The 22,508-nt window shown below is 59.1% G+C and carries 23 protein-coding genes; 9 read left to right on the top strand and 14 right to left on the bottom strand.

Annotated elements, in window-relative coordinates; all coding sequences use genetic code 11:
* Positions 1–2: 2 nt before the first annotated feature.
* The 3 genes from speB (AC2FNR_RS11010) to AC2FNR_RS11000 all read right to left on the bottom strand — a co-directional run bounded on the left by speB (AC2FNR_RS11010) (position 3) and on the right by AC2FNR_RS11000 (position 3,149).
* A complete protein-coding gene (speB, locus tag AC2FNR_RS11010) occupies positions 3–944 on the bottom strand; it encodes an agmatinase (RefSeq protein WP_496849061.1) in 942 nt (313 codons plus the stop codon).
* Between the two features lie 63 nt (positions 945–1,007).
* On the bottom strand, positions 1,008–1,973 hold the full coding sequence (gene speB / locus AC2FNR_RS11005; protein ID WP_496849060.1) for an agmatinase: 966 nt from the start codon (positions 1,971–1,973) through the stop codon (positions 1,008–1,010).
* 12 nt (positions 1,974–1,985) lie between these two features.
* Entirely contained in the window at positions 1,986–3,149 is a 1,164-nt protein-coding gene (locus tag AC2FNR_RS11000; protein ID WP_480865703.1) for a M20 aminoacylase family protein, read from the bottom strand.
* Between the two features lie 66 nt (positions 3,150–3,215).
* Here AC2FNR_RS11000 and mazG point away from each other — a divergent pair, with 66 nt between their 5' ends.
* The 3 genes from mazG to AC2FNR_RS10985 all read left to right on the top strand — a co-directional run bounded on the left by mazG (position 3,216) and on the right by AC2FNR_RS10985 (position 5,521).
* Positions 3,216–4,073 (top strand): nucleoside triphosphate pyrophosphohydrolase, encoded by an 858-nt coding sequence (gene mazG, locus AC2FNR_RS10995; protein ID WP_170354436.1) that lies wholly within the window; start codon positions 3,216–3,218, stop codon positions 4,071–4,073.
* A gap of 63 nt (positions 4,074–4,136) precedes the next feature.
* Positions 4,137–5,075, top strand: a complete 939-nt coding sequence (locus tag AC2FNR_RS10990) for a nucleoside hydrolase (RefSeq protein WP_496849059.1) — start codon at positions 4,137–4,139, stop codon at positions 5,073–5,075.
* Positions 5,072–5,521: a GNAT family N-acetyltransferase gene (locus tag AC2FNR_RS10985; protein WP_480865705.1), complete on the top strand. Its 450-nt coding sequence runs from the start codon at positions 5,072–5,074 to the stop codon at positions 5,519–5,521. The genes AC2FNR_RS10990 and AC2FNR_RS10985 overlap by 4 nt, the downstream gene beginning before the upstream one ends.
* 36 nt (positions 5,522–5,557) lie before the next feature.
* On the opposite strand, the gene AC2FNR_RS10980 is transcribed toward AC2FNR_RS10985, so the two are convergent.
* The 5 genes from AC2FNR_RS10980 to AC2FNR_RS10960 form a co-directional block, all read right to left on the bottom strand.
* A complete protein-coding gene (locus tag AC2FNR_RS10980; protein WP_170354408.1) occupies positions 5,558–5,725 on the bottom strand; it encodes a hypothetical protein in 168 nt (55 codons plus the stop codon).
* A gap of 325 nt (positions 5,726–6,050) precedes the next feature.
* Positions 6,051–7,328 (bottom strand): phosphopyruvate hydratase, encoded by a 1,278-nt coding sequence (eno, locus tag AC2FNR_RS10975; RefSeq protein WP_496849058.1) that lies wholly within the window; start codon positions 7,326–7,328, stop codon positions 6,051–6,053.
* A gap of 124 nt (positions 7,329–7,452) precedes the next feature.
* Positions 7,453–8,334, bottom strand: a complete 882-nt coding sequence (locus AC2FNR_RS10970) for a DMT family transporter (RefSeq protein WP_170752733.1) — start codon at positions 8,332–8,334, stop codon at positions 7,453–7,455.
* A 126-nt stretch (positions 8,335–8,460) separates the two neighbouring features.
* The gene (locus tag AC2FNR_RS10965) at positions 8,461–8,874 is read right to left on the bottom strand and encodes a Fur family transcriptional regulator (RefSeq protein ID WP_170752731.1); all 414 of its coding nucleotides are present in this window, start codon (positions 8,872–8,874) and stop codon (positions 8,461–8,463) included.
* 75 nt (positions 8,875–8,949) lie between these two features.
* Positions 8,950–9,654, bottom strand: a complete 705-nt coding sequence (locus AC2FNR_RS10960) for an endonuclease/exonuclease/phosphatase family protein (protein WP_480865708.1) — start codon at positions 9,652–9,654, stop codon at positions 8,950–8,952.
* A gap of 193 nt (positions 9,655–9,847) precedes the next feature.
* On the opposite strand from AC2FNR_RS10960, the gene AC2FNR_RS10955 reads away from it, so the two are divergent.
* Positions 9,848–10,759, top strand: a complete 912-nt coding sequence (locus AC2FNR_RS10955) for an FHA domain-containing protein (RefSeq protein ID WP_496849057.1) — start codon at positions 9,848–9,850, stop codon at positions 10,757–10,759.
* Here AC2FNR_RS10955 and AC2FNR_RS10950 read toward each other — a convergent pair.
* Positions 10,735–12,153: a protein adenylyltransferase SelO gene (locus AC2FNR_RS10950; protein ID WP_496849056.1), complete on the bottom strand. Its 1,419-nt coding sequence runs from the start codon at positions 12,151–12,153 to the stop codon at positions 10,735–10,737. The two genes, AC2FNR_RS10955 and AC2FNR_RS10950, sit on opposite strands and share 25 nt — an antisense overlap.
* 86 nt (positions 12,154–12,239) lie before the next feature.
* Here AC2FNR_RS10950 and AC2FNR_RS10945 point away from each other — a divergent pair, with 86 nt between their 5' ends.
* Both AC2FNR_RS10945 and AC2FNR_RS10940 read left to right on the top strand, forming a co-directional pair.
* Positions 12,240–12,659 carry a cupin domain-containing protein gene (locus tag AC2FNR_RS10945; protein WP_480844877.1) on the top strand — a complete coding sequence of 140 codons (420 nt, stop codon included), beginning with the start codon at positions 12,240–12,242 and terminating at the stop codon, positions 12,657–12,659.
* 3 nt (positions 12,660–12,662) lie between these two features.
* Positions 12,663–13,553: a fatty acid desaturase gene (locus tag AC2FNR_RS10940; RefSeq protein ID WP_486531994.1), complete on the top strand. Its 891-nt coding sequence runs from the start codon at positions 12,663–12,665 to the stop codon at positions 13,551–13,553.
* Positions 13,554–13,617: 64 nt separating this feature from the next.
* On the opposite strand, the gene AC2FNR_RS10935 is transcribed toward AC2FNR_RS10940, so the two are convergent.
* Complete coding sequence (locus AC2FNR_RS10935; protein WP_496849055.1) at positions 13,618–14,592, bottom strand: leishmanolysin-related zinc metalloendopeptidase; 975 nt, start codon at positions 14,590–14,592, stop codon at positions 13,618–13,620.
* Between the two features lie 197 nt (positions 14,593–14,789).
* A complete protein-coding gene (locus AC2FNR_RS10930; protein ID WP_496849054.1) occupies positions 14,790–15,923 on the bottom strand; it encodes an anhydro-N-acetylmuramic acid kinase in 1,134 nt (377 codons plus the stop codon).
* Positions 15,924–16,104: 181 nt separating this feature from the next.
* Here AC2FNR_RS10930 and tyrS point away from each other — a divergent pair, with 181 nt between their 5' ends.
* Entirely contained in the window at positions 16,105–17,349 is a 1,245-nt protein-coding gene (gene tyrS, locus AC2FNR_RS10925; RefSeq protein WP_170752715.1) for a tyrosine--tRNA ligase, read from the top strand.
* A 73-nt stretch (positions 17,350–17,422) separates the two neighbouring features.
* Here the strand turns inward: tyrS and AC2FNR_RS10920 are convergent, their stop codons facing one another.
* Positions 17,423–18,352 carry a hypothetical protein gene (locus AC2FNR_RS10920; protein WP_496849053.1) on the bottom strand — a complete coding sequence of 310 codons (930 nt, stop codon included), beginning with the start codon at positions 18,350–18,352 and terminating at the stop codon, positions 17,423–17,425.
* 206 nt (positions 18,353–18,558) lie between these two features.
* On the opposite strand from AC2FNR_RS10920, the gene AC2FNR_RS10915 reads away from it, so the two are divergent.
* Both AC2FNR_RS10915 and AC2FNR_RS10910 read left to right on the top strand, forming a co-directional pair.
* Entirely contained in the window at positions 18,559–19,314 is a 756-nt protein-coding gene (locus tag AC2FNR_RS10915; protein WP_496849052.1) for a 3-hydroxyacyl-CoA dehydrogenase, read from the top strand.
* Between the two features lie 9 nt (positions 19,315–19,323).
* Positions 19,324–19,872 (top strand): sugar O-acetyltransferase, encoded by a 549-nt coding sequence (locus tag AC2FNR_RS10910; protein ID WP_496849051.1) that lies wholly within the window; start codon positions 19,324–19,326, stop codon positions 19,870–19,872.
* Here AC2FNR_RS10910 and AC2FNR_RS10905 read toward each other — a convergent pair.
* Together AC2FNR_RS10905 and AC2FNR_RS10900 are read right to left on the bottom strand one after the other, a co-directional pair.
* Positions 19,869–21,677 carry an ABC-F family ATP-binding cassette domain-containing protein gene (locus AC2FNR_RS10905; protein WP_496849050.1) on the bottom strand — a complete coding sequence of 603 codons (1,809 nt, stop codon included), beginning with the start codon at positions 21,675–21,677 and terminating at the stop codon, positions 19,869–19,871. The genes AC2FNR_RS10910 and AC2FNR_RS10905 overlap by 4 nt on opposite strands.
* Positions 21,678–21,718: 41 nt before the next feature.
* Positions 21,719–22,453: a GNAT family N-acetyltransferase gene (locus AC2FNR_RS10900; RefSeq protein WP_496849049.1), complete on the bottom strand. Its 735-nt coding sequence runs from the start codon at positions 22,451–22,453 to the stop codon at positions 21,719–21,721.
* Positions 22,454–22,508: the final 55 nt, after the last annotated feature.

Below are 22,508 nucleotides of genomic sequence, written 5' to 3'. Positions count from 1 at the left end.
CGTCACGTCACTCCGGATAAAATGCACAACATTTCAAACAGCAGATTGGCAGCGGTCAGCGCCGTGTTCCCCGTTGGGTCATAGGGCGGAGACACCTCGACCAGATCGCACCCTGCCACATTCATCCCTCGCAAAGCCTGAATCAGCTGCAACGCTTGTGGGGTAGTCAGACCGGCAATCTCGGGTGTGCCGGTGCCGGGGGCAAAGGATGGGTCGAGACTGTCGATATCGAAGGAAACGTAAACCGGATGCTCTCCTATTTCCTTTCGGATTTGTGCGCCGATCACGGTCAGATTCTGTTGCCACAGCTCCCAAGCAGGGAACTGCTTGAACCCCCAGCCCTTGGCCTCGGTGAAGTCCGACGCGGAATAGCCCGAGCCTCGGATACCGATCTGAAAGGTTTTGTCGGGGACGATCAGTCCTTCTTCATAGGCGCGGCGGAAGACGGTGCCGTGAGTTTCCTTTTCACCAAACATCTCATCGTTCACGTCAGCATGGGCGTCCACATGGACCAGCGCCACCGGCCCGTGTTTGGCGGCAATCGCGCGCAGGATCGGCAATGTGATCGAGTGATCGCCTCCCATCGCAACTGGTGTCACGTTTTGCGCCAGAATCGCGTCATAGCTTTCGCGTATTATTTTCAAACTGTCGGACAACGAAAACGTGTTGATTGCCAGATCGCCGATATCCGCAATCTGAAGGCTGTCGAAGGGCGCGGCAAAACTGGCCATGTTGTTGGGCCGTATCATCGCGCTTTCGGCGCGGATCTGTTTCGGACCAAACCGCGTGCCCGACCGCCATGAGGTGCCGATATCCATCGGGATGCCCAGCACGGCCACATCCAGCCCGGCCAACGAGTCTGCCTGCGGCAGGCGCATGAACGTGTTCGGACCCGAAAACCGCGCCAAATCATTGCCGCTGATGGGTTGGTTAAACTGTGTCATGCCCGTATCTCTCCCGTCCGACCTTTTGGTTAAGGTGATACCGGAAAGATGGCTAACCAATGGTTAAGGCATGAGCTTGTTCCACCCCAAAAGGCAAATAATCTGCGTCGCCACGTGGGCCCCGGCAATCGCCGTCGCGCCCGATGTGTCATAGGGCGGAGAGACCTCGACCACATCACCGCCCTTGATGTTGATCCCGGCAATGTCACGCAGGATGATCTGCGCTTGGATCGAACTCAGCCCACCCCAGACGGGCGTCCCGGTGCCCGGCGCAAAGGCCGGGTCCAACCCGTCGATGTCAAAACTCAGATAAACGGGGCTGTCGCCCAGAATGCCTTTGATCTTTTGCGCAACAGCGGCAGGGCCGGACTCGTATACCTCGCGCGCGTCGATGATGTTGACGCCCAGAGTGTCCTCGTTCGTGGTGCGGATACCCACCTGAACCGAGCGTTTCGGGTCCACGATCCCCGATTTCACCGCCTTGTAGAACATCGTGCCGTGGTCCACGCGGGTCATGTCGTCATCGGCCCAGGTATCGGTATGCGCATCGAATTGCAGCAGCGACATCGGCCCGTATTTCTCGGCATAGGCTTTCAGGATCGGAAAGCTGATATAGTGATCCCCGCCCAAAGTGACCGAGGCCACATCGGCATTCAGAATGGTGCGGATATGATCCTTCAGCGTGTCGGGAAAGGCCGGGATATTGGCATAGTCATAGGCCATATCTCCATAATCCACGATGGCCAGCTCGCTGAGCGCATCAAAGGGCCAACCATAGGGCGCGTCTGGCGACTGCAGCGCGCTCGCCTCACGCATGGCGCGCGGACCCAGCCTTGTGCCGGGGCGGTTGGTAACGGCCTGATCGAACGGCACGCCCGTCACGGCGATATCCACGCCCTTCAGATCTTTCGTATAGAGCCGCCGCAGGAATGAGGTTGCCCCGCCAAACGTATTCTCGAACGACAGCCCCTTGAGATCGGGGTTGGTGAATGCTTCATCCACCTGAGTTTTTGCGTCTTCCAGTCCCATGTCTTTTCCTTGTCAGCCCAGTGGCTGTGCCTTTTCGACGATCCGCGCAAAGAACGAAGCCCCTACAGGCGCGATTTCGTCGTTGAAGTTGTATTTAGGATGGTGCAGCCCGGCGCCCTCGCCCTGCCCCAGGTTCAGATACGCGCCGGGGCGCGCGTTCAGCATGTACGAGAAATCCTCGGCCCCCATGTTGCGGGTCATGTTTTCGACCACCAGCCCTTCGCCCGAGATCTCGCGGGCCACCTCAGCAGCAAATCCGGCCTTGCCGGCATCATTAATGGTGGCGGGATAGTTGACCTCGTAATCCAGCTCGGCCTCAACCCCGTATGAGGCCGCCTGCCCGGCAACGATCTGCGCCATGCGTTCCATCACCATCTTCTGCACCTCCGGGTCAAAGGTGCGCACGGTGCCGTTGATATAGGCAGTATCTGGGATCACGTTGTTGACAGACCCGGTATGAATTTGGGTGACCGAAACCACCAGATCGTCCAGCGCGTAATGGTTGCGGCTGACGATGGTCTGCAGTGCTTGAGCGATGCCACAGGCGGCCATCACCGGATCGCGGGTTTCGTGGGGCATGGCACCATGACCGCCCACGCCCTGAATGTGAACGTGAAACGTATCAACCGCGGCCATGATCGGCCCAGGCGTGGTGTAAAAAGCGCCTTCGGGCAGGTTCGGAGCATTGTGCAGCGCATAGACCTGCGCGATGTCGAACCGGTCCATGATGCCTTCCTGCACCATTATATCCGCGCCGCCGCCCTCTTCTTCGGCAGGTTGAAAGATCAACGCCGCGCGGCCCGCGAAGTTTCGCGTCTCGGCCAGATAACGGGCTGCACCCAGCAGCATCGTAGTATGCCCATCATGACCGCAGGCATGCATCTTACCGGGGTGTTTCGAGGCATAGTCCACGCCCGTTTCTTCCGGGATCGGCAGCGCATCCATGTCGGCGCGCAATCCTATTGTCGCCCCCTCCGCCTGCCCATTGATGATTGCGACGATACCGGTTGTAGCGATGCCCTCATGTATTTCATCTACACCAAACTCACGCAGCCTGTCGGCGACAAAAGCTGCCGTCTGGTGGCACTGAAACTCTAATTCGGGGATCGAATGCAGGTGCTGCCGCCATGCGGTCATGTCGGCGGCAAAATCGGCAATTCGGTTGACGACGGGCATCTGGGGTGGACTCCTGATCAGGACTGCGGAATGGATGCATCTGACACCGGAACGAAAGGGTTCGCAATGGCCGAAAATCCTCTGATCCACGATAGCGACGCTGGCATGGAACGTCTGCTGGAAATCATGCGTCGCCTGCGCGACCCGCAAACCGGCTGCCCGTGGGACATCGAACAGGATTTCGCCACCATCGCCCCCTACACGATCGAAGAAGCCTATGAGGTCGCCGACGCCATCGAACGCGAGGCTTATGACGAGCTGAAGGGAGAGTTAGGCGACCTGCTGTTCCAATCGGTTTTTCACGCGCAAATGGCTGAAGAAGCGGGACATTTCACCTTTCAGGACGTGGTCCGCACCATGTCGGACAAGATGGTCGCGCGTCATCCGCATGTGTTCGGTGACGAATCCCGTGACAAGTCGGCTGAACAACAGACACTGGATTGGGAGACGATCAAAGCCGCTGAACGTGCAGGAAAGGAACTGAAAGGCGCACTGGACGGTGTGGCCGCCAACCTGCCTGCCCTGTTGCGCGCCCATAAGCTACAAAAACGCGCCGCGCGCGTGGGGTTTGACTGGCCCGATGCCAGCCATGTGTTGGCCAAGATCACCGAAGAAGCCGCCGAGTTGGAAGAGGCCCGCGACAGCATGGATGCCGACGCGCTCGAAGATGAATTCGGCGATCTGCTGTTCGTGATCGTCAATCTGGGCCGTCATCTGGGGATCGAGCCTGAGGCCGCTCTGCGCCGCACCAACGCCAAGTTCACCCGCCGCTTTGAACAGGTCGAATCCCGCCTGGCCGAACGCGGTAAAACACCCAGCCAAAGCGATCTGGCCGAGATGGACGCCCTATGGGACGAGGTGAAAACCGAGGAGCATCGCGCCAATGGCAAACTCCCGCCGGTAGATGTGCCCACCGGGGCCTGAAACCACTGGACAAGTGCTGTGACACTTGCGAGTGTCCGCGCTTCTAGCCCCTCGGAGACCCCCATGCCGCGCAAAATCATTATCGACACCGACCCCGGTCAGGACGACGCCGTCGCCATCCTGTTGGCGCTGGCCAGCCCGGATGAGATCGACGTGCTGGGCATCACCGCTGTCGCCGGAAACGTGCCGCTTGAGCTGACCGCCAAGAACGCGCGCATCGTCTGCGAACTGGCCGGCCACACGGACGTGCCGGTTTATGCAGGTTGTGATCGGCCACTGAACCGCCCCTTGGTTACGGCAGAACATGTGCACGGCAAAACCGGCCTGGACGGTCCCGTTCTGCCCGATCCGCAAATGCCGCTGGCCCAAGGGCACGCGGTTGATTTCATCATCGACACCCTGCGCGCGCAGGAACCGGGCACGGTGACACTGTGCCCGCTGGGCCCCCTCACCAATATCGCGACGGCTTTCACCAAGGCCCCTGATATCGTCGACCGCATACAGGAAATCATCCTGATGGGCGGCGCCTATTTCGAGGTCGGCAACATCACTCCGGCGGCGGAATTCAATATCTATGTCGATCCAGAAGCCGCTGATATCGTGTTCAAATCCGGCGCGCCCATCGTCGTTATGCCACTGGACGTGACCCATGACGCGCTGGTCACGCCACACCGCAACGACGCCTTCCGCGCGCTGGACAGCAAGGTCGGACACGCAGTGGCCGAGATGACTGATTTCTTCGAACGGTTCGACAAGGAAAAATACGGATCGGAGGGCGCACCCCTGCACGATCCCTGCGTCACCGCCTATCTGATCCGCCCCGAACTGTTCTCGGGTCGCCTTATCAATGTCGAGATCGAAACCCAATCGGAGCTGACACTGGGGATGACCGTAGCCGATTGGTGGCGCGTCACAGATCGCCCTGCAAACGCCATGTTCATGGGTGACGTCGACGCGCAGGGGTTCTTTGACCTGCTCACCGAAAGGCTGGCAAGACTATGAGCGCAGCATTAAAACTCGCCCGCCCCGAGGATTTGGACAGGTTGATCGGTCTCGTCTCGGCATTCCACGCCGAAGCTGGCATCGACCAAGATACCGATCACAGGCGCGCAGCACTTGCACCGCTGCTTGAGGGCATTCCACATGGCTGCGTCTACCTGATTGGCCCTGCCCGTGCGCCGCTTGGCTACGTCATACTGACCTTCGGCTGGTCAATCGAGTTCGGCGGCATGGATGCTTTCATCGACGAGATTTACATCCGCCCCGCAGTGCGCGGGCGCGGCATCGCCACAGAAGTCCTGTTAGATTTGCCGAAAGCCCTGGCCGGAGCCGGGCTAACCGCTTTGCATCTTGAGGTCGACCGCACCAATGAAACCGCGCAGAAATTGTATATGCGCACTGGCTTCAAACCGCGCGATCGGTATGTTTTGATGAGCAAAAAGCTCTGATAGCAATTGTTTGTTCAGCCCCCCGGAGAACGCGCCTTAGCGCATTTCACCGCTGTACATATAGGTGGGGGAATCCATGTTCTTCACGGGGTCGGAAGTCGAGACCGACTGACCTGAAATTGGGTACACTCCGGGCGCCGAACAGGCCGCCATGAAAACAGTACCGATCAACGAAACCGCGAGAAGGAATTTCGAACCTGACATGGTATTCTCCTTTTCTGTAGTTCCTCCAAGATACTTGGCGGCGGGGTCTCGCTAATAGGTAAAAGTTCACACATAATTGGAGTTATGGCCTCAATCTTATGCCAAGGGATTAGAATCGAAGCACAATTTTTCTAGAAATAATTGAAGATTCTTTACCTAGCGTCACCTGACTGCAATTTTGAGGCGAACAAGAACGGCCCGGCAGCGTACTTCGGGGGTGCGACTAAAGGCACACAGCTCTCTAGTTGCCACAGGATTCGGGTTTCAAAATGAAAAACCCGGCCTTCCTTGAAAGACCGGGTCAGATTTATCTGTTTCACGCTGATCAGCGCTTCAGGATCGACGCCCCGGCGTAATCGGCCACTTCACCCAGTGACTCTTCGATGCGGATCAGCTGGTTATACTTGGCCAAGCGGTCCGAGCGCGCGAGGCTGCCGGTTTTGATCTGACCACAGTTCGTCGCTACGGCCAGATCGGCAATGGTGGCGTCCTCGGTTTCGCCCGAGCGGTGGGACATCACGTTGGTGTAGCGCGCACGGTGCGCCATATCGACGGCGCGCAGCGTTTCGGTCAGCGAGCCGATCTGGTTCACCTTGACCAGCATCGAGTTGGCGCAGCCGCGATCAATGCCTTCGGCCAGACGTTCGGGGTTGGTCACGAACAGGTCGTCACCCACCAGTTGCACCTCGTTGCCGATGGCGTCGGTCAGGGCTTTCCAACCATCCCAGTCATCCTCGGACATGCCGTCTTCGATCGAGATGATTGGGTAGTCCTTGACCAGCGCCGCCAAATAGGCCGCGTTTTCCTCGGACGTCAGTGTGATCCCCTCGCCCGCCAGCACGTATTTGCCGTCTTTGTAGTATTCCGTGGCGGCGCAATCCAACGCCAGATGGATTTCCTCACCCGGCTTGTAGCCCGCCTTTTCGATGGACTTCAGGATGAAATCCAGCGCCTCGCGGGTGCTGGCAATGTTGGGTGCAAAGCCACCTTCATCGCCGACACCGGTGGCCAGTCCGGCTGAGGACAGTTCTTTTTTCAGTGTGTGGAACACTTCGGACCCCATGCGCACCGCCTCGCGGATATTGCTGGCCGAGGTCGGCATGATCATGAATTCCTGAATGTCGATCGGGTTATCCGCATGCTCGCCACCATTGATGATGTTCATCATCGGCACCGGCAGAACGCGGGCAGAGGTGCCGCCAACATAGCGGTACAGAGGCTGGGTGGTAAAATCCGCCGCCGCCTTGGCTGTGGCCAGCGACACGCCCAAAATGGCATTTGCGCCCAGACGGCCCTTGTTCTCGGTCCCGTCCAGTTCGATCATCGCCTGGTCGATGGCAACCTGTTCAGTAGCGTCAAAACCCACCAGTTCCTCGGCGATCTCGCCGTTCACGGCAGCAACCGCTTCCAGCACGCCCTTGCCCATATAGCGCGCCTTGTCACCGTCGCGCTTTTCCACCGCCTCATAGGCCCCTGTGGACGCGCCCGAGGGCACGGCCGCCCGGCCCATGGTTCCGTCTTCCAGGATCACGTCCACCTCGACCGTCGGGTTACCCCGGCTGTCCAGAATTTCGCGTGCGTGGATGTCGATAATCGTGCTCATGAGGCCCGTCCCTGTGGCTGCAATAAGTTGCACGCCTCATAGCATCACGAGGCAAAAAGTAAACCACGCATGTTATCGCTAACATGATTCACGGCAGGTGTTTGCGCAAACCTGCGACGATCCGTCAGGCCACAGCGGCCATATCGCGCGCCAAACGACGTTCCCGCAGGAAAGTGTAAAGGCCCGAGCCAAGGATGAGTGAGGCCCCTGCAATCGTCATCAGGTCCGGCCGCTCTCCAAACATGATCATGCCGGCGGCAATCGAAAAAACCAATCGCGTGTAGCGGAACGGAGTCAGCGCCGACGCATCGCCCACTCGCATAGCGGTGACGATGCCATAGTAGCCGATGACACTGAAGATGACGGCCCCGATCAGTGGCGCCATCTGCGCAAAACCAAGTGGGACAAGCGGTTGCGTCTGAACTACCATAAGCACCAGCCCACCCAAAATCGCCGCGATATAAGCCTGCAGAGCCACAACCGACGACGCAATGTCGGCATCCAATCGACGCGTGATCAGATCCCTCGCGGCAATGCAAACAACGCTAATAACGACTAACAGGGTCTCGGGCTGAAACCCTTCAAGCCCCGGTCGGATGATCATCAATACCCCGACGAAACCAACGCCTACCGCGCTCCACCTGCGCCAGCCGACCTGTTCCCCCAGAAACAGCGCCGCCCCGACAGTCACGGCCAGCGGCATGGCCTGAAATACCGCAGCCACCGTGGACAAATCGACCAGAGCCAGCGCGGTCACGAAAGCAATCGCGCCTATCCCTTCGCTGCCTGCGCGGATCAGCGGCAAAGGGCGCCATGCGACCCTGTCAAAGATCCGTTTGCGTGTGCCGACTGCCATAATGGCAAAGAGCAATCCACAGACCGCGCCCAAAAGAATCATGATCTGACCGGTCGGAACTGACACCGACAGGTGCTTGATGAACATATCCTCAAGCGCAAAGGCCGCCATTGCGCCGACGACCAATAGAATGCCGTTTACGTTATTCATGATCCGTTCCGTCAGAAAAGCGCTGCCCGCCCCTTCACAGAAATCGCAAGCCCATCACTCAGGCAAGAGATATCCACGCGAGAAACATGAATTCGCGTGCGATCACCGTTCGGGATTCGTGATGAATCAGTCTTGTTCCAGCGGAACGCCGTACAGCTCCAGCCGGTGGCCTTTCAGCTTATACCCCAGCTTGGCAGCAATCTTTTCCTGCAGCGCTTCGATCTCGGGGTCTACGAATTCAATGACCTGACCTGTTTGCATGTCGATCAGGTGGTCATGGTGATCCCGTTCAGCATCCTCATACCGCGCGCGACCGTCGCCGAATTCCAGACGCTCCAGAATCCCTGCCTCTTCGAACAGTTTTACAGTGCGATAGACCGTGGCGATGGAGATCCCCGCATCGACCTTTGAGGCGCGGGCATACAGTTCTTCGACATCCGGATGATCTTCGCTTTGTTGCAGCACCTGTGCAATTGTACGACGCTGACCTGTCATGCGCAGGCCCTTGGCTTCGCAACGGGCGATGATCGTATCGGACATGAGTGACCCTCGGGGATATATTCGGTTCTCTGTCTTAGTACGTCTGCGCACTCTGCGCCACCGGGGATTTGTATCTTAGGCCAAGCGCCGCAGATCAGCCCAGATGGGCAAGTGATCCGATGCAATATGCGCAGGCCGCGCATCGTGGACACCATGCACCACCGCCTCAAGCCCTGCACCAAGTGCGATCCGGTCCAGTGCACCCAGCGGCTGTGCGGCGGGAAAGCTGGGGACCGGAGGCAGGAAACGCATATCCGGCGCCAGATGGTCCAGTACCGGCTGGCGCGACCATTCATTAAAGTCACCAGCCCAAACCGTAGGCATATCGTGCAGGTCTTCGTCACATCGGCGGATATGAGTAATTTGCTGTCGGCGCGAAGCCGGCAATAGACCCAGATGCATCCCCATGACTCGCAAAGGGCCGATGGGGGTGTCAAATTCGACTCTGACCGCACCTCGCGGTTCAAGCCCCGGCAGATCGTGATGGCCTGTCTGACGCACCTCAATCGCACCGCCTTTCCAGATCACGGCGTTGCCATGCCAGCCCAGACTACCCGCCCCTCCAAGATCGACAATCTCCCAACCGGCCTCGTCCAACATGAAGTGCGGCAGGGCTGCCGGGCGCGGCGGCAGGCGTTTGTCGGCCTCTTGCAGAACAACGATATCCGCCTTCATGCTATCGATAACCTGCATGATACGCTGCGGCTGTCGGCGGAAATCCAAACCGACACATTTCTGGATATTGTAGCTGGCAATACGCAGTGTGGGTAAAGAGGTCATAGCGTTCGGGGCTGATTATCAGCCCCAACAGTGCCACGCCCTGCGCCCAGCGCAACATGAAATTTCCAAGAGTTAGGCACAGAACAACTTTCACAGGATAATTTCGCCACAAAGTGCGTTAAACAAGCGCAAATCGCGTGTGCAAACTGTTCTGCGCAGCTAGAGTGCCGCAAACTGAACCTAAGGATTTCACGTGGAAACCACCTTCGCCACTCTGGTAATTGCCGACATCTCGGGAAGCACGCCGCTCTACAAGGCTGTCGGGGACACAGAAGCCCAAAGGTTGATCCAACTTGAACTGGATCGGTTGAGACATGTGTTGCGCCAACATGGCGGCACGCAGGTTGGGCAGAAGGGGGACGATGTCCTTAGCTACTTTCTGGATGCCAATGCCGCAATAAACGCAGTGCTGGAGCTGATCGAGGGATCGCCTGAAACTTCTCTGTCCGTTCACGTGGGCGTCCACTCCGGACAGATCGTTTTGGCCGAAAAAGGGGTGTATGGCGAGGCCGTAAATATCACCGCCCGCCTTGCAACGGCGGCAAATCCCGGTGAGGCATGCGTCAGTGAAGATGCCGCCAGGTTGTTGCCGGATTCCCTGCGCCGCATGCTCAAACCACTGGGTCGGCTGAACCTCAAGGGCCTGACTGAGCTATTCGCCGCGCATTCTCTGGTCAGCCCGACCATGAGCACTTTCACCCAGACGCGGCTGCCCTTGTCTTATGGTCGAACCGAGGCGCATTTCAACGCACCCGAGGGGCTGACGCTTGTTGTGTCCCACGAGGAGCGCTCGTGGCGGTGTCAGGACAATGACGAGTTAAAGATAGGCCGTTCACCGGATTGCGACGTGGTATTGAGCCAACCATGGGTGTCCCGCCTGCACATGGTTTTGACCATGAAGGATGGCAAGCTGATCCTTTCGGATCGCAGCACGTCGGGCACCTATGTGAAGTCGGAAACCGGACGGGAAATCCAGCTCAAACGCGAATCCGTCATGCTGGCGGATAGTGGGCTGATATCTCCGACCTTGCCCATCGACGTGTCAGAGGCTTGTCTGCAATTCCAGATTCTGGGCCGCCCTCAGGTGCCGCAGAACGTGGCGTGAACGACCTCAGCCTCTGACGGCGGATGTGTCAGGTCAACTGCCTCGGGCTGGTCTTCATAGGGACGTGAAAGAACGTCATTCAACCGCTGGAACGGTGCATAGTCGCCCTGCACCGCCGCTTGTATCATCTGTTCCACGCGGTGATTACGAGGAATAAAGGCCGGGTTCGCAGAGGACATGGTTGCCGTTGGGTCGTCCTCGCGTTCCAAGCGAGAATGCCACCCCTCGAACCATGCATCGAATGCCTGAGGATCTGCGAATTGATCCCGCGCCGCGTCACTACCCAGCGCGCGAAACGTATTGGTGAAATCCGCCTGCCCCTGCGCCATCCGTGCCAATAGGTCCGAGATCATCTGCTGATCGCCATCCTCTTTGGTCGCAAGGCCGATCTTGGCCCGGAAACGTGCTAACCAGTTCTGCTGCAACAGGTCGGGCATGGCGTGAATGATCTCGGTCGCTTCCTCAACCGCCGCGTCCTTGTCCTCCATCTGCTGGATCAAGGCGGTGGCCAGTTGAGCCAGATTCCAGACAGCGATGTCGGGCTGGTTCGAATAGGCATAGCGCCCCATCCGATCGATCGAGCTGTAGACCGTATTGGGGTGATAGCTGTCCATGAACGCACAAGGGCCGTAGTCGATTGTCTCTCCGGCAATCGAACAGTTATCGGTATTCATCACCCCATGGATGAAACCAACACTCATCCATGCCGCAATCAACTCGGACTGCACCTGTACGACGGCGCGCAACAGGCCCATGGGTCCATCGGCTTGTGGGTAGTGACGTTCAATCGCGTATTCGGTCAGGCGGCGCAGGCTATCCAACTGTCCCCGCGCAGCAAAAACCTGAAACGTCCCCACACGCAAATGACTGCGCGCAACACGGGTCAGGACAGCGCCGGGCATTGGACCCTCGCGCAGCACGATCTCTCCGGTCTCGACAGCCGCCAGAGCTCGTGTGGTGGGAATGCCCAGCGCGTGCATCGCCTCGGATACCACGTATTCACGAAGCACAGGCCCCAGCCATGCGCGCCCGTCCCCTTGACGGCTGAAAGGCGTGGGGCCCGATCCCTTCAGCTGAATATCACGGCGCACGCCGTCTGTTCCGACAGTCTCGCCCAAAAGCACCGCGCGGCCGTCTCCCAGCTGGGGGTTGTAGTTGCCGAATTGATGCCCCGAGTAAAGCTGTGCGATCGGCTCTGCCCCGTCGGGTAGCGTATTCCCGGCAAAGGCTTCGGCCATATCCTGCACCTCACCAGGGCTCACGCGAAGGATCGCCGCAAGATCGCTGTTAAAGGCGATCAGTTGCGGCGATCTCACTGGCACCGGGGCCTGCCGAGCGTAAAAGCTGTTGGGAAGGCGGGCGTAGCTGTTGTCAAACGGGATCGTAAGGGTCATGCGGCAAACATATTCCTCCTCTGCGTGAATACCATAGCGGATCGCGCGATCCCGTGCATAATCGCCCCAAACACCCCGAGGACCCCATGACCGCACAAGAGATTATCGACCACCTGAACCTGCAACAGCACCCCGAAGGCGGCTGGTTCCGCGAGACATGGCGCGCCGACAACGCAGGCCGTGCCACCGGCACCTGTATCTACTTCCTACTGGCCGAGGGGGAATGCAGCCACTGGCACCGTGTCGACGCGACCGAGATCTGGCTGTATCACGCTGGCGATCCGCTGATATTGTCGCTCAGCGCCTCGGATGACGGCCCGGCGACCGAACATTTCCTATCCTCAGATCTAACCCAAGGCGCGCCCCAACTGATCGTTCCCAAAAACCACTGGCAGGCTGCGCGCAGTACTGGCGCCTATACGCTGGTCAGCTGCACGGTTTCTCCGGGGTTCGAGTTCGACGGGTTCGAGCTGGCTGCGCCGGGTTTCGATATACCCAAGAGCTAAGCCATGGATCACCGCGCCCTCATCGCGTCGATCCCGCCCGAGGCGAAAGACAAACTGCAAGAGCGGTCCAACACGGCCGGGCTGCGGCATCTGGCGCTGTATGTGCTGGCATTGACCGCCACCAGTATTGGCATCATCGCGCAGGTGCCTTTCTGGCCTTTGCTGATCCTGCCTCAGGGTATCCTGTTGGTCTTCCTGTTCACCCTCAGCCATGAATGCACGCACAAGACGCCGTTTAAATCCCCTTGGCTGAACGAGGCCATTGGCCATCTGGTGGCGATACCGATTGCCCTGCCCTTTGTCTGGTTCCGCTATTTTCACCTCGCCCATCACAAATGGACCAACCACCCCGAGAATGATCCCGAACTGGGCGGCAAACCCAAGCCCGACAACTGGCCCAGCCTACTGATTTACCTCAGCGGTTGGCCCTATTGGCGCGGCATGGCGCAGGTTCTGGTGCAAAATGCCCGCGGCCGGATCAACGCGCCCTATCTGCCGACACGTCAGCACAAAGCCATGCAGCTGGAGGCGCGGCTGCTGCTGGGTCTCTACGCCCTAACGCTTGTCATCCTGTTTATATCACCCCTGCTGTGGTGGCTGTGGCTGCTGCCCGTTCTGGTCGGCCAGCCCTTTCTGAGGCTGTACCTTCTGGCCGAACACGGGCTCTGTCCGCCGGTCGCGAATATGCTCGAGAATTCCCGAACCACTTTCACCAACCGCCTGATCCGCTTTCTGGCCTGGAACATGCCCTACCACGCCGAGCACCACGCCTTTCCGAATGTCCCCTTCCATCAGCTACCCGCGCTGCACAGATGGACCCGAGCGCATTTGAGATCGACATCAGACGGGTATTCTGACTTTACAAGCGCGTACATCCGCAAAGTAAGGAACTAACAACACCGGCGTTGCTCTGGATGGCTAGCAACCAGACGTCATCAAGCAGCTTATGACCAGAATATTATGCCAGTGCGATTTCGTTTTCGATGCCAGCCGCACCTTCCGCAAGGACATAACCAAGATCCTCTAGGGACGCGACTGACCAATCTGACAAATAGTTGGTGGCATCATACGAGCCATCATCTGCCACATACCCGATATACCCGGTCATCAGCTCATCCTGATAGTCTTCTTCGTCCCAGTGTCCTCCGGCTGTGCCCGACCCACCGTCAGTCTCTACAAACAAGAAATCGTCTTCAGTGAAGTAGCCGACATATGCTGAGTTCGCTGCATCACCGGCATAAACGCTGGTCACTATGTCATCAGTCGGCCGTCTGGTGCCATTGTCATCCACCACAGTCGATACCAGACCGTAGTAATCCCAAAGCGTACCAAGACCCATGACATGCATCATTTCATGCAGAACAATATCATCGAATTGCCCAGCATCATGATACGCCAGAGCGTCCGCTTCATCGAACGTCATTTCTCCCAAAGCTGGCAAACCAGTATCAGAGCGTATTGCGGTCGGACCCGCCTGCCCCAGCACGCCGCCTTCTCCGTCTATGGCATCCAAATCCGCCATGATGACGAGGTCGTCGTAGAGGTTCCCTTCTCCATCGACAGCGTCTTCGATATCGCCATCAACAAGCGAAGCCAAATAGTCTGCGGACGCAATGAACACTGACTTCAGATCTTCAGGCCAGTCACCTACAAACCGGACTTCAATATTGTATTGAAGGCTGTCGTCGATCCCGTCGCCTTGACCGGTGATGTACGTGTCCGTGACAACCTCTGTTTCGGTTTCACCCCCGCCGCCTATGCCTGCTGGCGGCCCTTTGCTGCCCCTGGCGGCCGCTGACTCATCGATCATCAGCAGATCACCGCTCAAAGTTCCGATGGATTGTTTGTTATTTTCGGATTCATGCAGACGCGAAGCTCCCGCGCCTGATGACTTCACGTAGTCAAGGAAATTTCCACTGTTTTCAGATGGCATACCCTTCTCCCTCGAGCCTAGTCGAATACCGCCACCCAGTTTATTTTCGAGGATCTAATCCAAACAAAAGAAAATGACTAAAATGTGACTTGACGCGAATTTAGCGCACTCATTTCACAACAATAGACCAATAAATCTAGGCTTTGTTTGCATAAAGCACACTAGATGATAGTTATTGGTGTGACACATAGAGTGACCTAAAAACGCTTAATCGAGTCCTCAATACGCTCGACACTACTCACTACGCCTCCTCCCACAAGCGCGCTGACGCCTGTGGTTCCGGGGCATGAGGTCGGCAAGCCCCGCGCCACACGGACGGCGAGATAGGCGAAGGCTTGGGCCTCCAGCATGTCTCCGTCCAGACCCATGGTCTCGACCGGTTCGACCGCGCAATCGAGGCCCGCGCGCAGCATGTCCATCAGAACCGGGTTGCGGCGGCCTCCGCCCGTAACCAGCACGCGCGCGGGGGGTTTGGGGCAATGTTCCATCCCCTGCATCACGCCTGCGGCGCACATGCCGGTCAGGGTCGCTACGGCGTCGGCGTCCGAGAGTTCCTGCACCAGACGGATCATCTCGGCAAAGTCGTTCCGGTCCAGCGATTTGGGGGGCATCTTGCGAAAGAACGGCTCGGACAGGAACAACTCCAGCGCACCCGCCTCGACCGACCCTTGGCGAGCCAGCGCGCCGTCCCGGTCCATCGGCAGGCCCAGCCGCGCCTGCATCAGGTCATCCACGGGCGCATTGGCTGGGCCGGTGTCAAACGCCAGCAGCGCGCCGGGGGCTTCCGGTCCGTCAAAGCTGGGGTCAACATAGGTCAGGTTCCCCACCCCGCCCAGATTCAGGAAACACAGCGGTTCGGTCGCGCCGATCCATTTGGCGCAGGCAAAATGGAAGAACGGCGCCAGCGGAGCACCCTCGCCCCCCATCGCCACATCGTCGCTGCGGAAATCCCACACGACCGGAACACCCAGCGCCTGAGTCAGACCGTCGCCGTCGCCCACTTGCAACGTCCCACGCCCGCGCGGTTCATGCGCCAGGGTCTGGCCGTGAAAGCCGATCAGGTCGATCTCGTCAAACTCGGACAGCGCCTCGGCATGGGCAACCGTCACCAGCTCGGCGGCGGCATCGACGTTGGGCCCGTGCCACTGGCCCAGCGCGGCCCGCAGAACCGCACGCTCGGCATCTGAATAGGCCCGGTATCCGCTGGGACCAAAGCCAAGAATGCGCACACCATCGGTTTCAACCACAGCCGTATCAACACCGTCCAGAGACGTGCCCGACATGGCGCCCAATGCCCTGACTGCGCCTGTTTTGCTGATCGCCCGACCCATGTTTGCCCTCGTGTTCGTCACGCCCGTTGATCCGGCGCGTTGGCCTCAACCTGCACGGTAACGCGAAGACAGTGCAAGCCACATCGGGCCCGGCCCGCGCTTTTCGTGCAAAAGGTGCCTTTTCCTTGCCACCCCCACCGCCTATACACTGCCCCGCAACATAAACCCAAAGGGCACGGATATGACCTACCACCCCAAATCGGATTTCATCGCCACGATGATCGAGCGCGGCTTTCTCGCCGACTGCACCGATTATCAGGGCCTTGACGAGGCGCTGATCAGCGGGGTGCAAACAGCTTATATCGGCTATGACGCAACGGCGCAGTCGCTGCATGTGGGCCACCTGATGAACATCATGGTGCTACGCTGGCTGCAAAAGACCGGCCACAAGCCGATCACGCTGATGGGTGGCGGTACGACCAAGGTGGGTGACCCCTCGTTCCGGTCGGATGAACGCCCCCTGCTAGGCCCCGAACAGATCGACGCAAATATCGCAGGAATGCAGAAGGTGTTCGCCAAGTACCTGTCCTATGATGACAGCGAGACCGGCGCGCTGATGCTGAACAATGCGGAATGGCTGGACAGCCTGAATTACCTCGATTTCCTGCGCGATATCGGGCGGCATTTCTCGGTCAACCGGATGCTGTCTTTCGAGTCCGTGAAATCGCGGCTGGATCGCGAACAATCGCTGAGCTTCCTCGAATTCAACTACATGATCCTGCAGGCCTATGACTTCCTTGAGCTGAACCGCCGCTATAGCTGCGTGCTGCAGATGGGTGGCAGCGATCAGTGGGGCAATATCGTCAACGGTATCGACCTGACCCGCCGCGTATTGGATCACGAGATCTACGGCCTGACCACACCGCTGCTAACCACCAGCGATGGACGTAAGATGGGCAAATCGCAGGGCGGTGCGGTTTGGCTAAACGGAGACATGCTCAGCGCGTATGAGTTCTGGCAATTCTGGCGCAACACCACCGACGCAGACGTAGGGCGTTTCCTGAAGATATTCACCGAACTGCCCGTCGATGAATGCGACCGCCTGGCCGCGCTGCAAGGGTCCGAGATAAACGAAGCCAAAATCCGCCTCGCCAACGAAGTCACGACCCTACTGCACGGGGCCGAGGCCGCAGCTACAGCCGAAGCAACCGCGCGTGAGGTCTTCGAAAAAGGCGGTGTGGGCGATGATCTTCCGACCCTGACTGTCGGAGCAGCTGAGTTGCCTGCCTCGATTGTTCAGCTGATCGTGAAGTCTGGATTGGCCAAGTCCGGAAAAGAAGCAAAGCGCCTGATCGCCGAGAATGGAGCCAAGCTGGACGACGCCCCCTTGACTGACGCAGGGTTGATGATCGACGCAGACGCACTGTCTTCGCCGATCAAGTTGAGCGCCGGGAAGAAACGTCACGCTTTGGTCCAACTGGGCTAAAACCCATACGCCTATTCCTGAAAAAAACGGCCACACTGCAGGGTGGCCGTTGTCATTTCATATGCCGGTTAAGTTAACGGTTCCCACGGTTGCCATTGTTCCCACCGTTGCCATTGCCACCACCTCCATTGCCCGAGCCGCCGCCCTGACCATTGTTGCTGCCGCCATTACCGGTGCCGGGGCCGGAACCGCCAGTGTTGCCGCCGCCATTGCCGGGGTTACCGTTGTTTCCATTACCGTTACCGGGGCCACCATTGTTGCCTCCGTTCCCCTGACCGCCAGCGCCGTTACCGCCTCCGTTGTTTCCGCCATTTCCGTTGCCGCCGCCGCCGTTTCCAAAGCCGCCGCCCTGCCCATTGTTACCGCCGCCGTTGCCGGTGCCCGGACCAGAACCCCCGTTGTTGCCACCACCGTTTCCGGGGTTGCCACCATTGCCGTTGCCGTTACCAGGGCCTCCGTTGTTGCCGCCGTTGCCGCCGTTGCCACCGCCGCCATTACCGGGACCATCGCCGCCGCCGCCGTTACCGGGGCCGTCGCCACCGCCGCCATTACCGGGACCATCGCCTCCACCGCCATTACCGGGGCCATCACCGCCGCCGCCACCATTGCCGGGGCCATCGCCGCCGCCATCACCGGGGCCGCCGCCCCCTGCTCCGGGACCAGCATCCGCGAACTGTTCGCTGCTGCGGCTTTCTCCGTTCAAACCCGTTGCACCTATCGAAGCAGTCGGAAGATCGGTCAGCAAACCGGTCAGGCCCGGGCATTGTTCGCTGGTGACCCGCAGCGTGGTATCGAAATCCGCCTGTCGCTGCAGACGTTCCAGAAAGCTGGGTGTTACTTGCGCGCATTCGCACAGAGACGCGTAGTCTCCTCGTTTGGTCGCGTCGCGCGCCGTTTTCCAGTTACAGGTCTCTGTCGCAGCAGCGACCTCGCCTACATAAATTACTCCAGCCAACGGGACGACAAGCAGCCCGCAAGCACTACCTTTCAAAAATTTTCGCATCACAGCACCTCCAATCGCAAAACACTCAAATTCCCGAATTTCTTCAGTCACGAAGTGGCGACCGGGCGTGAAAGGCGGATTAACCGAATATGAGAATACCTTTAGGTTTTGCGCCCCAGACACAACAAACCCATGCTCGATCACTGGACACCGAGGGGGTTGCCAAGTTAATGAACACTTGTTCATATCACTCGGAGGAACCTGCAATGCAGCTATCGAACACCGCCGCCGTGATCACCGGAGGCGCCTCGGGACTGGGCGAAGCTACAGCACGCCATTTCGCGGATAAGGGCGCGCAGGTAACGATTCTGGACCGCGATGCCGACCGTGGCCCGCAGGTCGCAGCCGAGATCGGTGGCCATTTCACACCAACGGACGTCACCGACGAAGCATCTGTTTCCAAAGCAATGGCCTTCGCAGTTGAGCGGATGGGACGCATTACCGCAGCCGTGAACTGCGCCGGGATCGCTGTGGGCGTCAAGACAGTTGGACGAGAGGGCCCACATCCTCTGGACGCGTTTCAACGCACCATAGACATCAACTTAGTCGGCACATTCAACGTATCCCGCCTGGCGGCGGTCGAGATGGCCAAGAATGACCCCGAACCCGATGGCGCGCGTGGCGTGATCATCAATACCGCCTCAATCGCTGCGTTTGATGGACAAAAAGGCCAGGCCGCTTACGCGGCTTCGAAAGGCGGGGTCGTAGGCATGACCCTGCCCATGGCGCGCGATCTGGCGTCCTCGGGTATTCGTGTGATGGCAATTGCGCCGGGCATCTTCATGACCCCCATGCTGGCTGGGCTGCCTGAAGAGGTACAGCAACAGCTGGCCGCCGATGTGCCCAACCCTGCTCGTCTGGGCGATCCGCGCGAATACGGGCGACTCGCCGGGTTCATCGTGGAAATGGGCTATCTTAACGGAGAGGTCATCCGCATCGACGGTGCGCTCAGGATGCGGTAAGCCTGCCTCATGACCGAACGCGAGAAAATGGAGGCCGGGCAGTGGTATTGTTGTCTGGACCCGGAACTGAACGCCTTGCGCGATCAAGCCAGACGCGCCGTTCATGCGCACAACACCAGCTCACCGGACCGGCGCACCGACATGGGGCCGGAACTCCGCACCCTCTTGGGTCATGTGGGCGCGGACTGTTTGCTAGAAGCACCGTTTCACTGTGCCTATGGGATGAACATTTATCTGGGTGACAGAGTTTATTTCAACGCCGGTTGCGTCGTTCTGGATACGGCCCCGGTCCGGATCGGCGACGATACGATGTTCGGGCCCCATGTACAGATTTATTGCGCCCAACATGCTAAAGATCCGGCAGACCGCGCGCAGGGGCTGGAGGTTGGTTTGCCTGTCACAATCGGCAAACACGTCTGGATCGGAGGCGGAGCAATCCTGTTGCCTAGTATCACCATCGGCGACAATGCCACCATCGGCGCGGGCAGCGTGGTCACAAAGGATGTCGCCGCCGGGCAGACCGTGGTTGGAAACCCAGCCCGCGCTCTGCCAGCCTAAGCGCCCTCGGCCTTTTCTTCCAGCATCAGCCATTCCTCTTCAGCAGCGGCGAGTTTTTCCTGCCGCTCGACCAAAGCTTCGGTTGCTTTCTGGAATTTCACCGGTTCGCGGGTGAACAGCTCGGGGTCGGACATGAGTTCCTCAAGCTTGCCGATCTCGGCCTCAAGCCGTTCCATCTCGGCAGGCAGTTTTTCAAGACGATGTTTTTCCGAGAAGGACAGACCCGCCTTAGGCTGTGCCTCTTGCTTGACTTTTGGCTTGGAAGGTTTTGATTTGTCTTCCTTCTTAGGCAGGAGATCGCCGCGCTGTGCGATGTAGTCCGACCAACCGCCCGCATAAACGGTGGCGCGGCCGTTACCTTCCATCGCGATGGTCGTCGTGGCGACACGGTCCAGAAAATCGCGGTCGTGGCTGACCAACAAAACGGTGCCGTCATAGTCGTCCAGCAGCTCTTGCAGCAAGTCCAGCGTTTCCACGTCCAGATCGTTGGTCGGTTCGTCCAGCACCAGCAGATTGGAGGTTTTGGCCATCAGCTTGGCCAGCAAAAGCCGCGCTTTCTCGCCCCCCGAAAGGGACTTAACCGCCGCCCGTGCCTGCCGTTCGTCAAACAGGAATTCCTTGAGGTAACCCACCACATGTTTGGGCTGTCCGCCCACCATGACCTGATCAGCCTTGCCCGAAACGCGCATCTCGGGGTCGCCGGTCAGGCTGTCCCATAGGGTCATCTCGGGGTCCAGCTGGGCGCGGGTCTGGTCGAAGACGGCGACTTCAAGATTGGTGCCCAGCGTCACCGTGCCCTCATCGGGCATTTCCTGCCCCAGCAACATTTTCAGCAGCGTGGTCTTGCCCACACCATTGGGCCCGACAAAAGCCACGCGATCGCCGCGCTGCACTAAAAGGTCAAAGTTCCGCACGATGGGTTTTGCATCAAATGCCTTGGCCAAGCCTTTGGCTTCGATTACTTTTCGCCCAGATTTCGGCCCCGCCTCAAGCGTCATCGCGGCCGAGCCCTGACGTTTGATCTGCGCCGATTTTTCGGCCCGCAACGCTTGCAAGGCACGCACCCGGCCCTGATTGCGTTTGCGGCGGGCGCTGATGCCTTCGACGGCCCATTTCGCCTCGGACTTGATCAGGCGGTTCAGCTTGTGGCGCTGTTGATCCTCTTCTTCCCAGATCTTGTCGCGCCATGCCTCGAACGCGTCGAACCCCTGCTCCTGCCGCCGCACCGCGCCTCGGTCGATCCACAGAGTCGCACGGGTCAAAGCACGCAAAAAGGCGCGGTCGTGCGAGATCAGCACATAAGCCGCACGGGTCGCGCCCAATTCGCGTTCAAGCCAGGCAATCGCCTCGATATCCAGATGGTTGGTCGGTTCGTCCAGCAGCATCAGGTCGGGCGCTTCGGCCATCAACTTGGCCAACGCCGCGCGGCGGCGCTCCCCGCCCGAGGCGGTTTCAACCGGGCGCGCTGGATCAAACTTCAACCCCTCGCCTGCGCGCTCGACTTTATACAGTTCGCCCGGCTCTAGCCCGCTGGAGGCATAGTCGCCCAGCGTGGCAAAGCCCTCCATGCCCGGGTCTTGCTCCATATAACCGACCGACTTGCCCGGAGGCAAAACGATGTCGCCCTGATCCGGTTCGACCAGACCGGCCATCACTTTCATAAGGGTCGATTTGCCGGACCCGTTGCGCCCCACCAACGCCACACGGTCGCCGGGTTGAACCACCAGATCAAGCTCGGAAAACACCGGATCGCCCCCGAAGGTCAGGGAAATGCCGGACATCTGCAACAAAGGAATTCTCGCCATGCCCGCCAGCTAAACCGGCACGGCACAGGCGTCAACGATGATTACCCGGCCACTGCGCGCAGCAACCGTTTGCGCTCCGGCGGAATCGCCCCGATTTCAAGCCCGGTGAACACGTGCAGCGTGTTCATGTGCCGGTCCACCACCGCATGATCACTGACCCAGCCGCCCATCATCAGATAGGTGCGCAGCAAGGGCGGCATCCGCAGCATCGCCTTTTTCGAATCAGGCCGCCTCCGCAGACGCGCGGCAAAGCGGAACACGTCGGGCGCCTTGACCCGTGGCAGCCAGCGTTTCGGCGCCAGATGGCGGTGCTTGAGCATTGCGAACGCGTCCAGATACTTATCTGTCTCGGTGCCGGCAAAAGATGAACAGCCAAATAGCATTTCGATGTTGTTCTGATCCACATAGGCCGTCATCGCCCCCCAGGCCACGCGCAGGATATCGGGATCAGTCCAATCGGGATGGATGCAGAACCGCCCCATTTCAATCATCCGCCCCTGAAAATCCTCAAGTGCGGACAAATCGTAAAACTGAGCGGAATAGCTGCGACCGACCTCGGCCCCATTTTCCATCGTGAACATGCGAAAGCAGCACACCAGGCGCCTGTCTGATCCGGTATCCTCGACCAGGATATGGGTACAGATCGGATCAAACGCGTCACAGTCGGTTTGATCCGTCGCAAAGGCCAGGGTGCGTAACCGCTGAGCCGTCCTCAGATCCTGTTCGTCTTGCGCCAGACGCGCGCGATATCGGCCTTTGCCAAGCAATAGAGCCATGGTCGCATCCTCCGCGGTTGCCGACCCGTTTCAACTTGTCGCGTGGGTATCACAC

The organism is Ruegeria sp. SATB045, assembly GCF_059613525.1.
Note: the sequence above shows the minus strand (reverse complement) of the source record. Positions and strands in the feature narration are given on the sequence as shown.

Bases quoted from the DNA above. Each gene is read 5' to 3' on its own strand.
- speB (WP_496849061.1), bottom strand. From the start codon at position 944: ATGACACAGTTTAACCAACCCATCAGCGGCAATGATTTGGCGCGGTTT.
- speB (WP_496849060.1), bottom strand. From the start codon at position 1,973: ATGGGACTGGAAGACGCAAAAACTCAGGTGGATGAAGCATTCACCAAC.
- AC2FNR_RS11000 (WP_480865703.1), bottom strand. From the start codon at position 3,149: ATGCCCGTCGTCAACCGAATTGCCGATTTTGCCGCCGACATGACCGCA.
- mazG (WP_170354436.1), top strand. From the start codon at position 3,216: ATGGCCGAAAATCCTCTGATCCACGATAGCGACGCTGGCATGGAACGT.
- AC2FNR_RS10990 (WP_496849059.1), top strand. From the start codon at position 4,137: ATGCCGCGCAAAATCATTATCGACACCGACCCCGGTCAGGACGACGCC.
- AC2FNR_RS10985 (WP_480865705.1), top strand. From the start codon at position 5,072: ATGAGCGCAGCATTAAAACTCGCCCGCCCCGAGGATTTGGACAGGTTG.
- AC2FNR_RS10980 (WP_170354408.1), bottom strand. From the start codon at position 5,725: ATGTCAGGTTCGAAATTCCTTCTCGCGGTTTCGTTGATCGGTACTGTT.
- eno (WP_496849058.1), bottom strand. From the start codon at position 7,328: ATGAGCACGATTATCGACATCCACGCACGCGAAATTCTGGACAGCCGG.
- AC2FNR_RS10970 (WP_170752733.1), bottom strand. From the start codon at position 8,334: ATGAATAACGTAAACGGCATTCTATTGGTCGTCGGCGCAATGGCGGCC.
- AC2FNR_RS10965 (WP_170752731.1), bottom strand. From the start codon at position 8,874: ATGTCCGATACGATCATCGCCCGTTGCGAAGCCAAGGGCCTGCGCATG.
- AC2FNR_RS10960 (WP_480865708.1), bottom strand. From the start codon at position 9,654: ATGACCTCTTTACCCACACTGCGTATTGCCAGCTACAATATCCAGAAA.
- AC2FNR_RS10950 (WP_496849056.1), bottom strand. From the start codon at position 12,153: ATGACCCTTACGATCCCGTTTGACAACAGCTACGCCCGCCTTCCCAAC.
- AC2FNR_RS10945 (WP_480844877.1), top strand. From the start codon at position 12,240: ATGACCGCACAAGAGATTATCGACCACCTGAACCTGCAACAGCACCCC.
- AC2FNR_RS10940 (WP_486531994.1), top strand. From the start codon at position 12,663: ATGGATCACCGCGCCCTCATCGCGTCGATCCCGCCCGAGGCGAAAGAC.
- AC2FNR_RS10935 (WP_496849055.1), bottom strand. From the start codon at position 14,592: ATGCCATCTGAAAACAGTGGAAATTTCCTTGACTACGTGAAGTCATCA.
- AC2FNR_RS10930 (WP_496849054.1), bottom strand. From the start codon at position 15,923: ATGGGTCGGGCGATCAGCAAAACAGGCGCAGTCAGGGCATTGGGCGCC.
- tyrS (WP_170752715.1), top strand. From the start codon at position 16,105: ATGACCTACCACCCCAAATCGGATTTCATCGCCACGATGATCGAGCGC.
- AC2FNR_RS10920 (WP_496849053.1), bottom strand. From the start codon at position 18,352: ATGCGAAAATTTTTGAAAGGTAGTGCTTGCGGGCTGCTTGTCGTCCCG.
- AC2FNR_RS10915 (WP_496849052.1), top strand. From the start codon at position 18,559: ATGCAGCTATCGAACACCGCCGCCGTGATCACCGGAGGCGCCTCGGGA.
- AC2FNR_RS10910 (WP_496849051.1), top strand. From the start codon at position 19,324: ATGACCGAACGCGAGAAAATGGAGGCCGGGCAGTGGTATTGTTGTCTG.
- AC2FNR_RS10905 (WP_496849050.1), bottom strand. From the start codon at position 21,677: ATGGCGAGAATTCCTTTGTTGCAGATGTCCGGCATTTCCCTGACCTTC.
- AC2FNR_RS10900 (WP_496849049.1), bottom strand. From the start codon at position 22,453: ATGGCTCTATTGCTTGGCAAAGGCCGATATCGCGCGCGTCTGGCGCAA.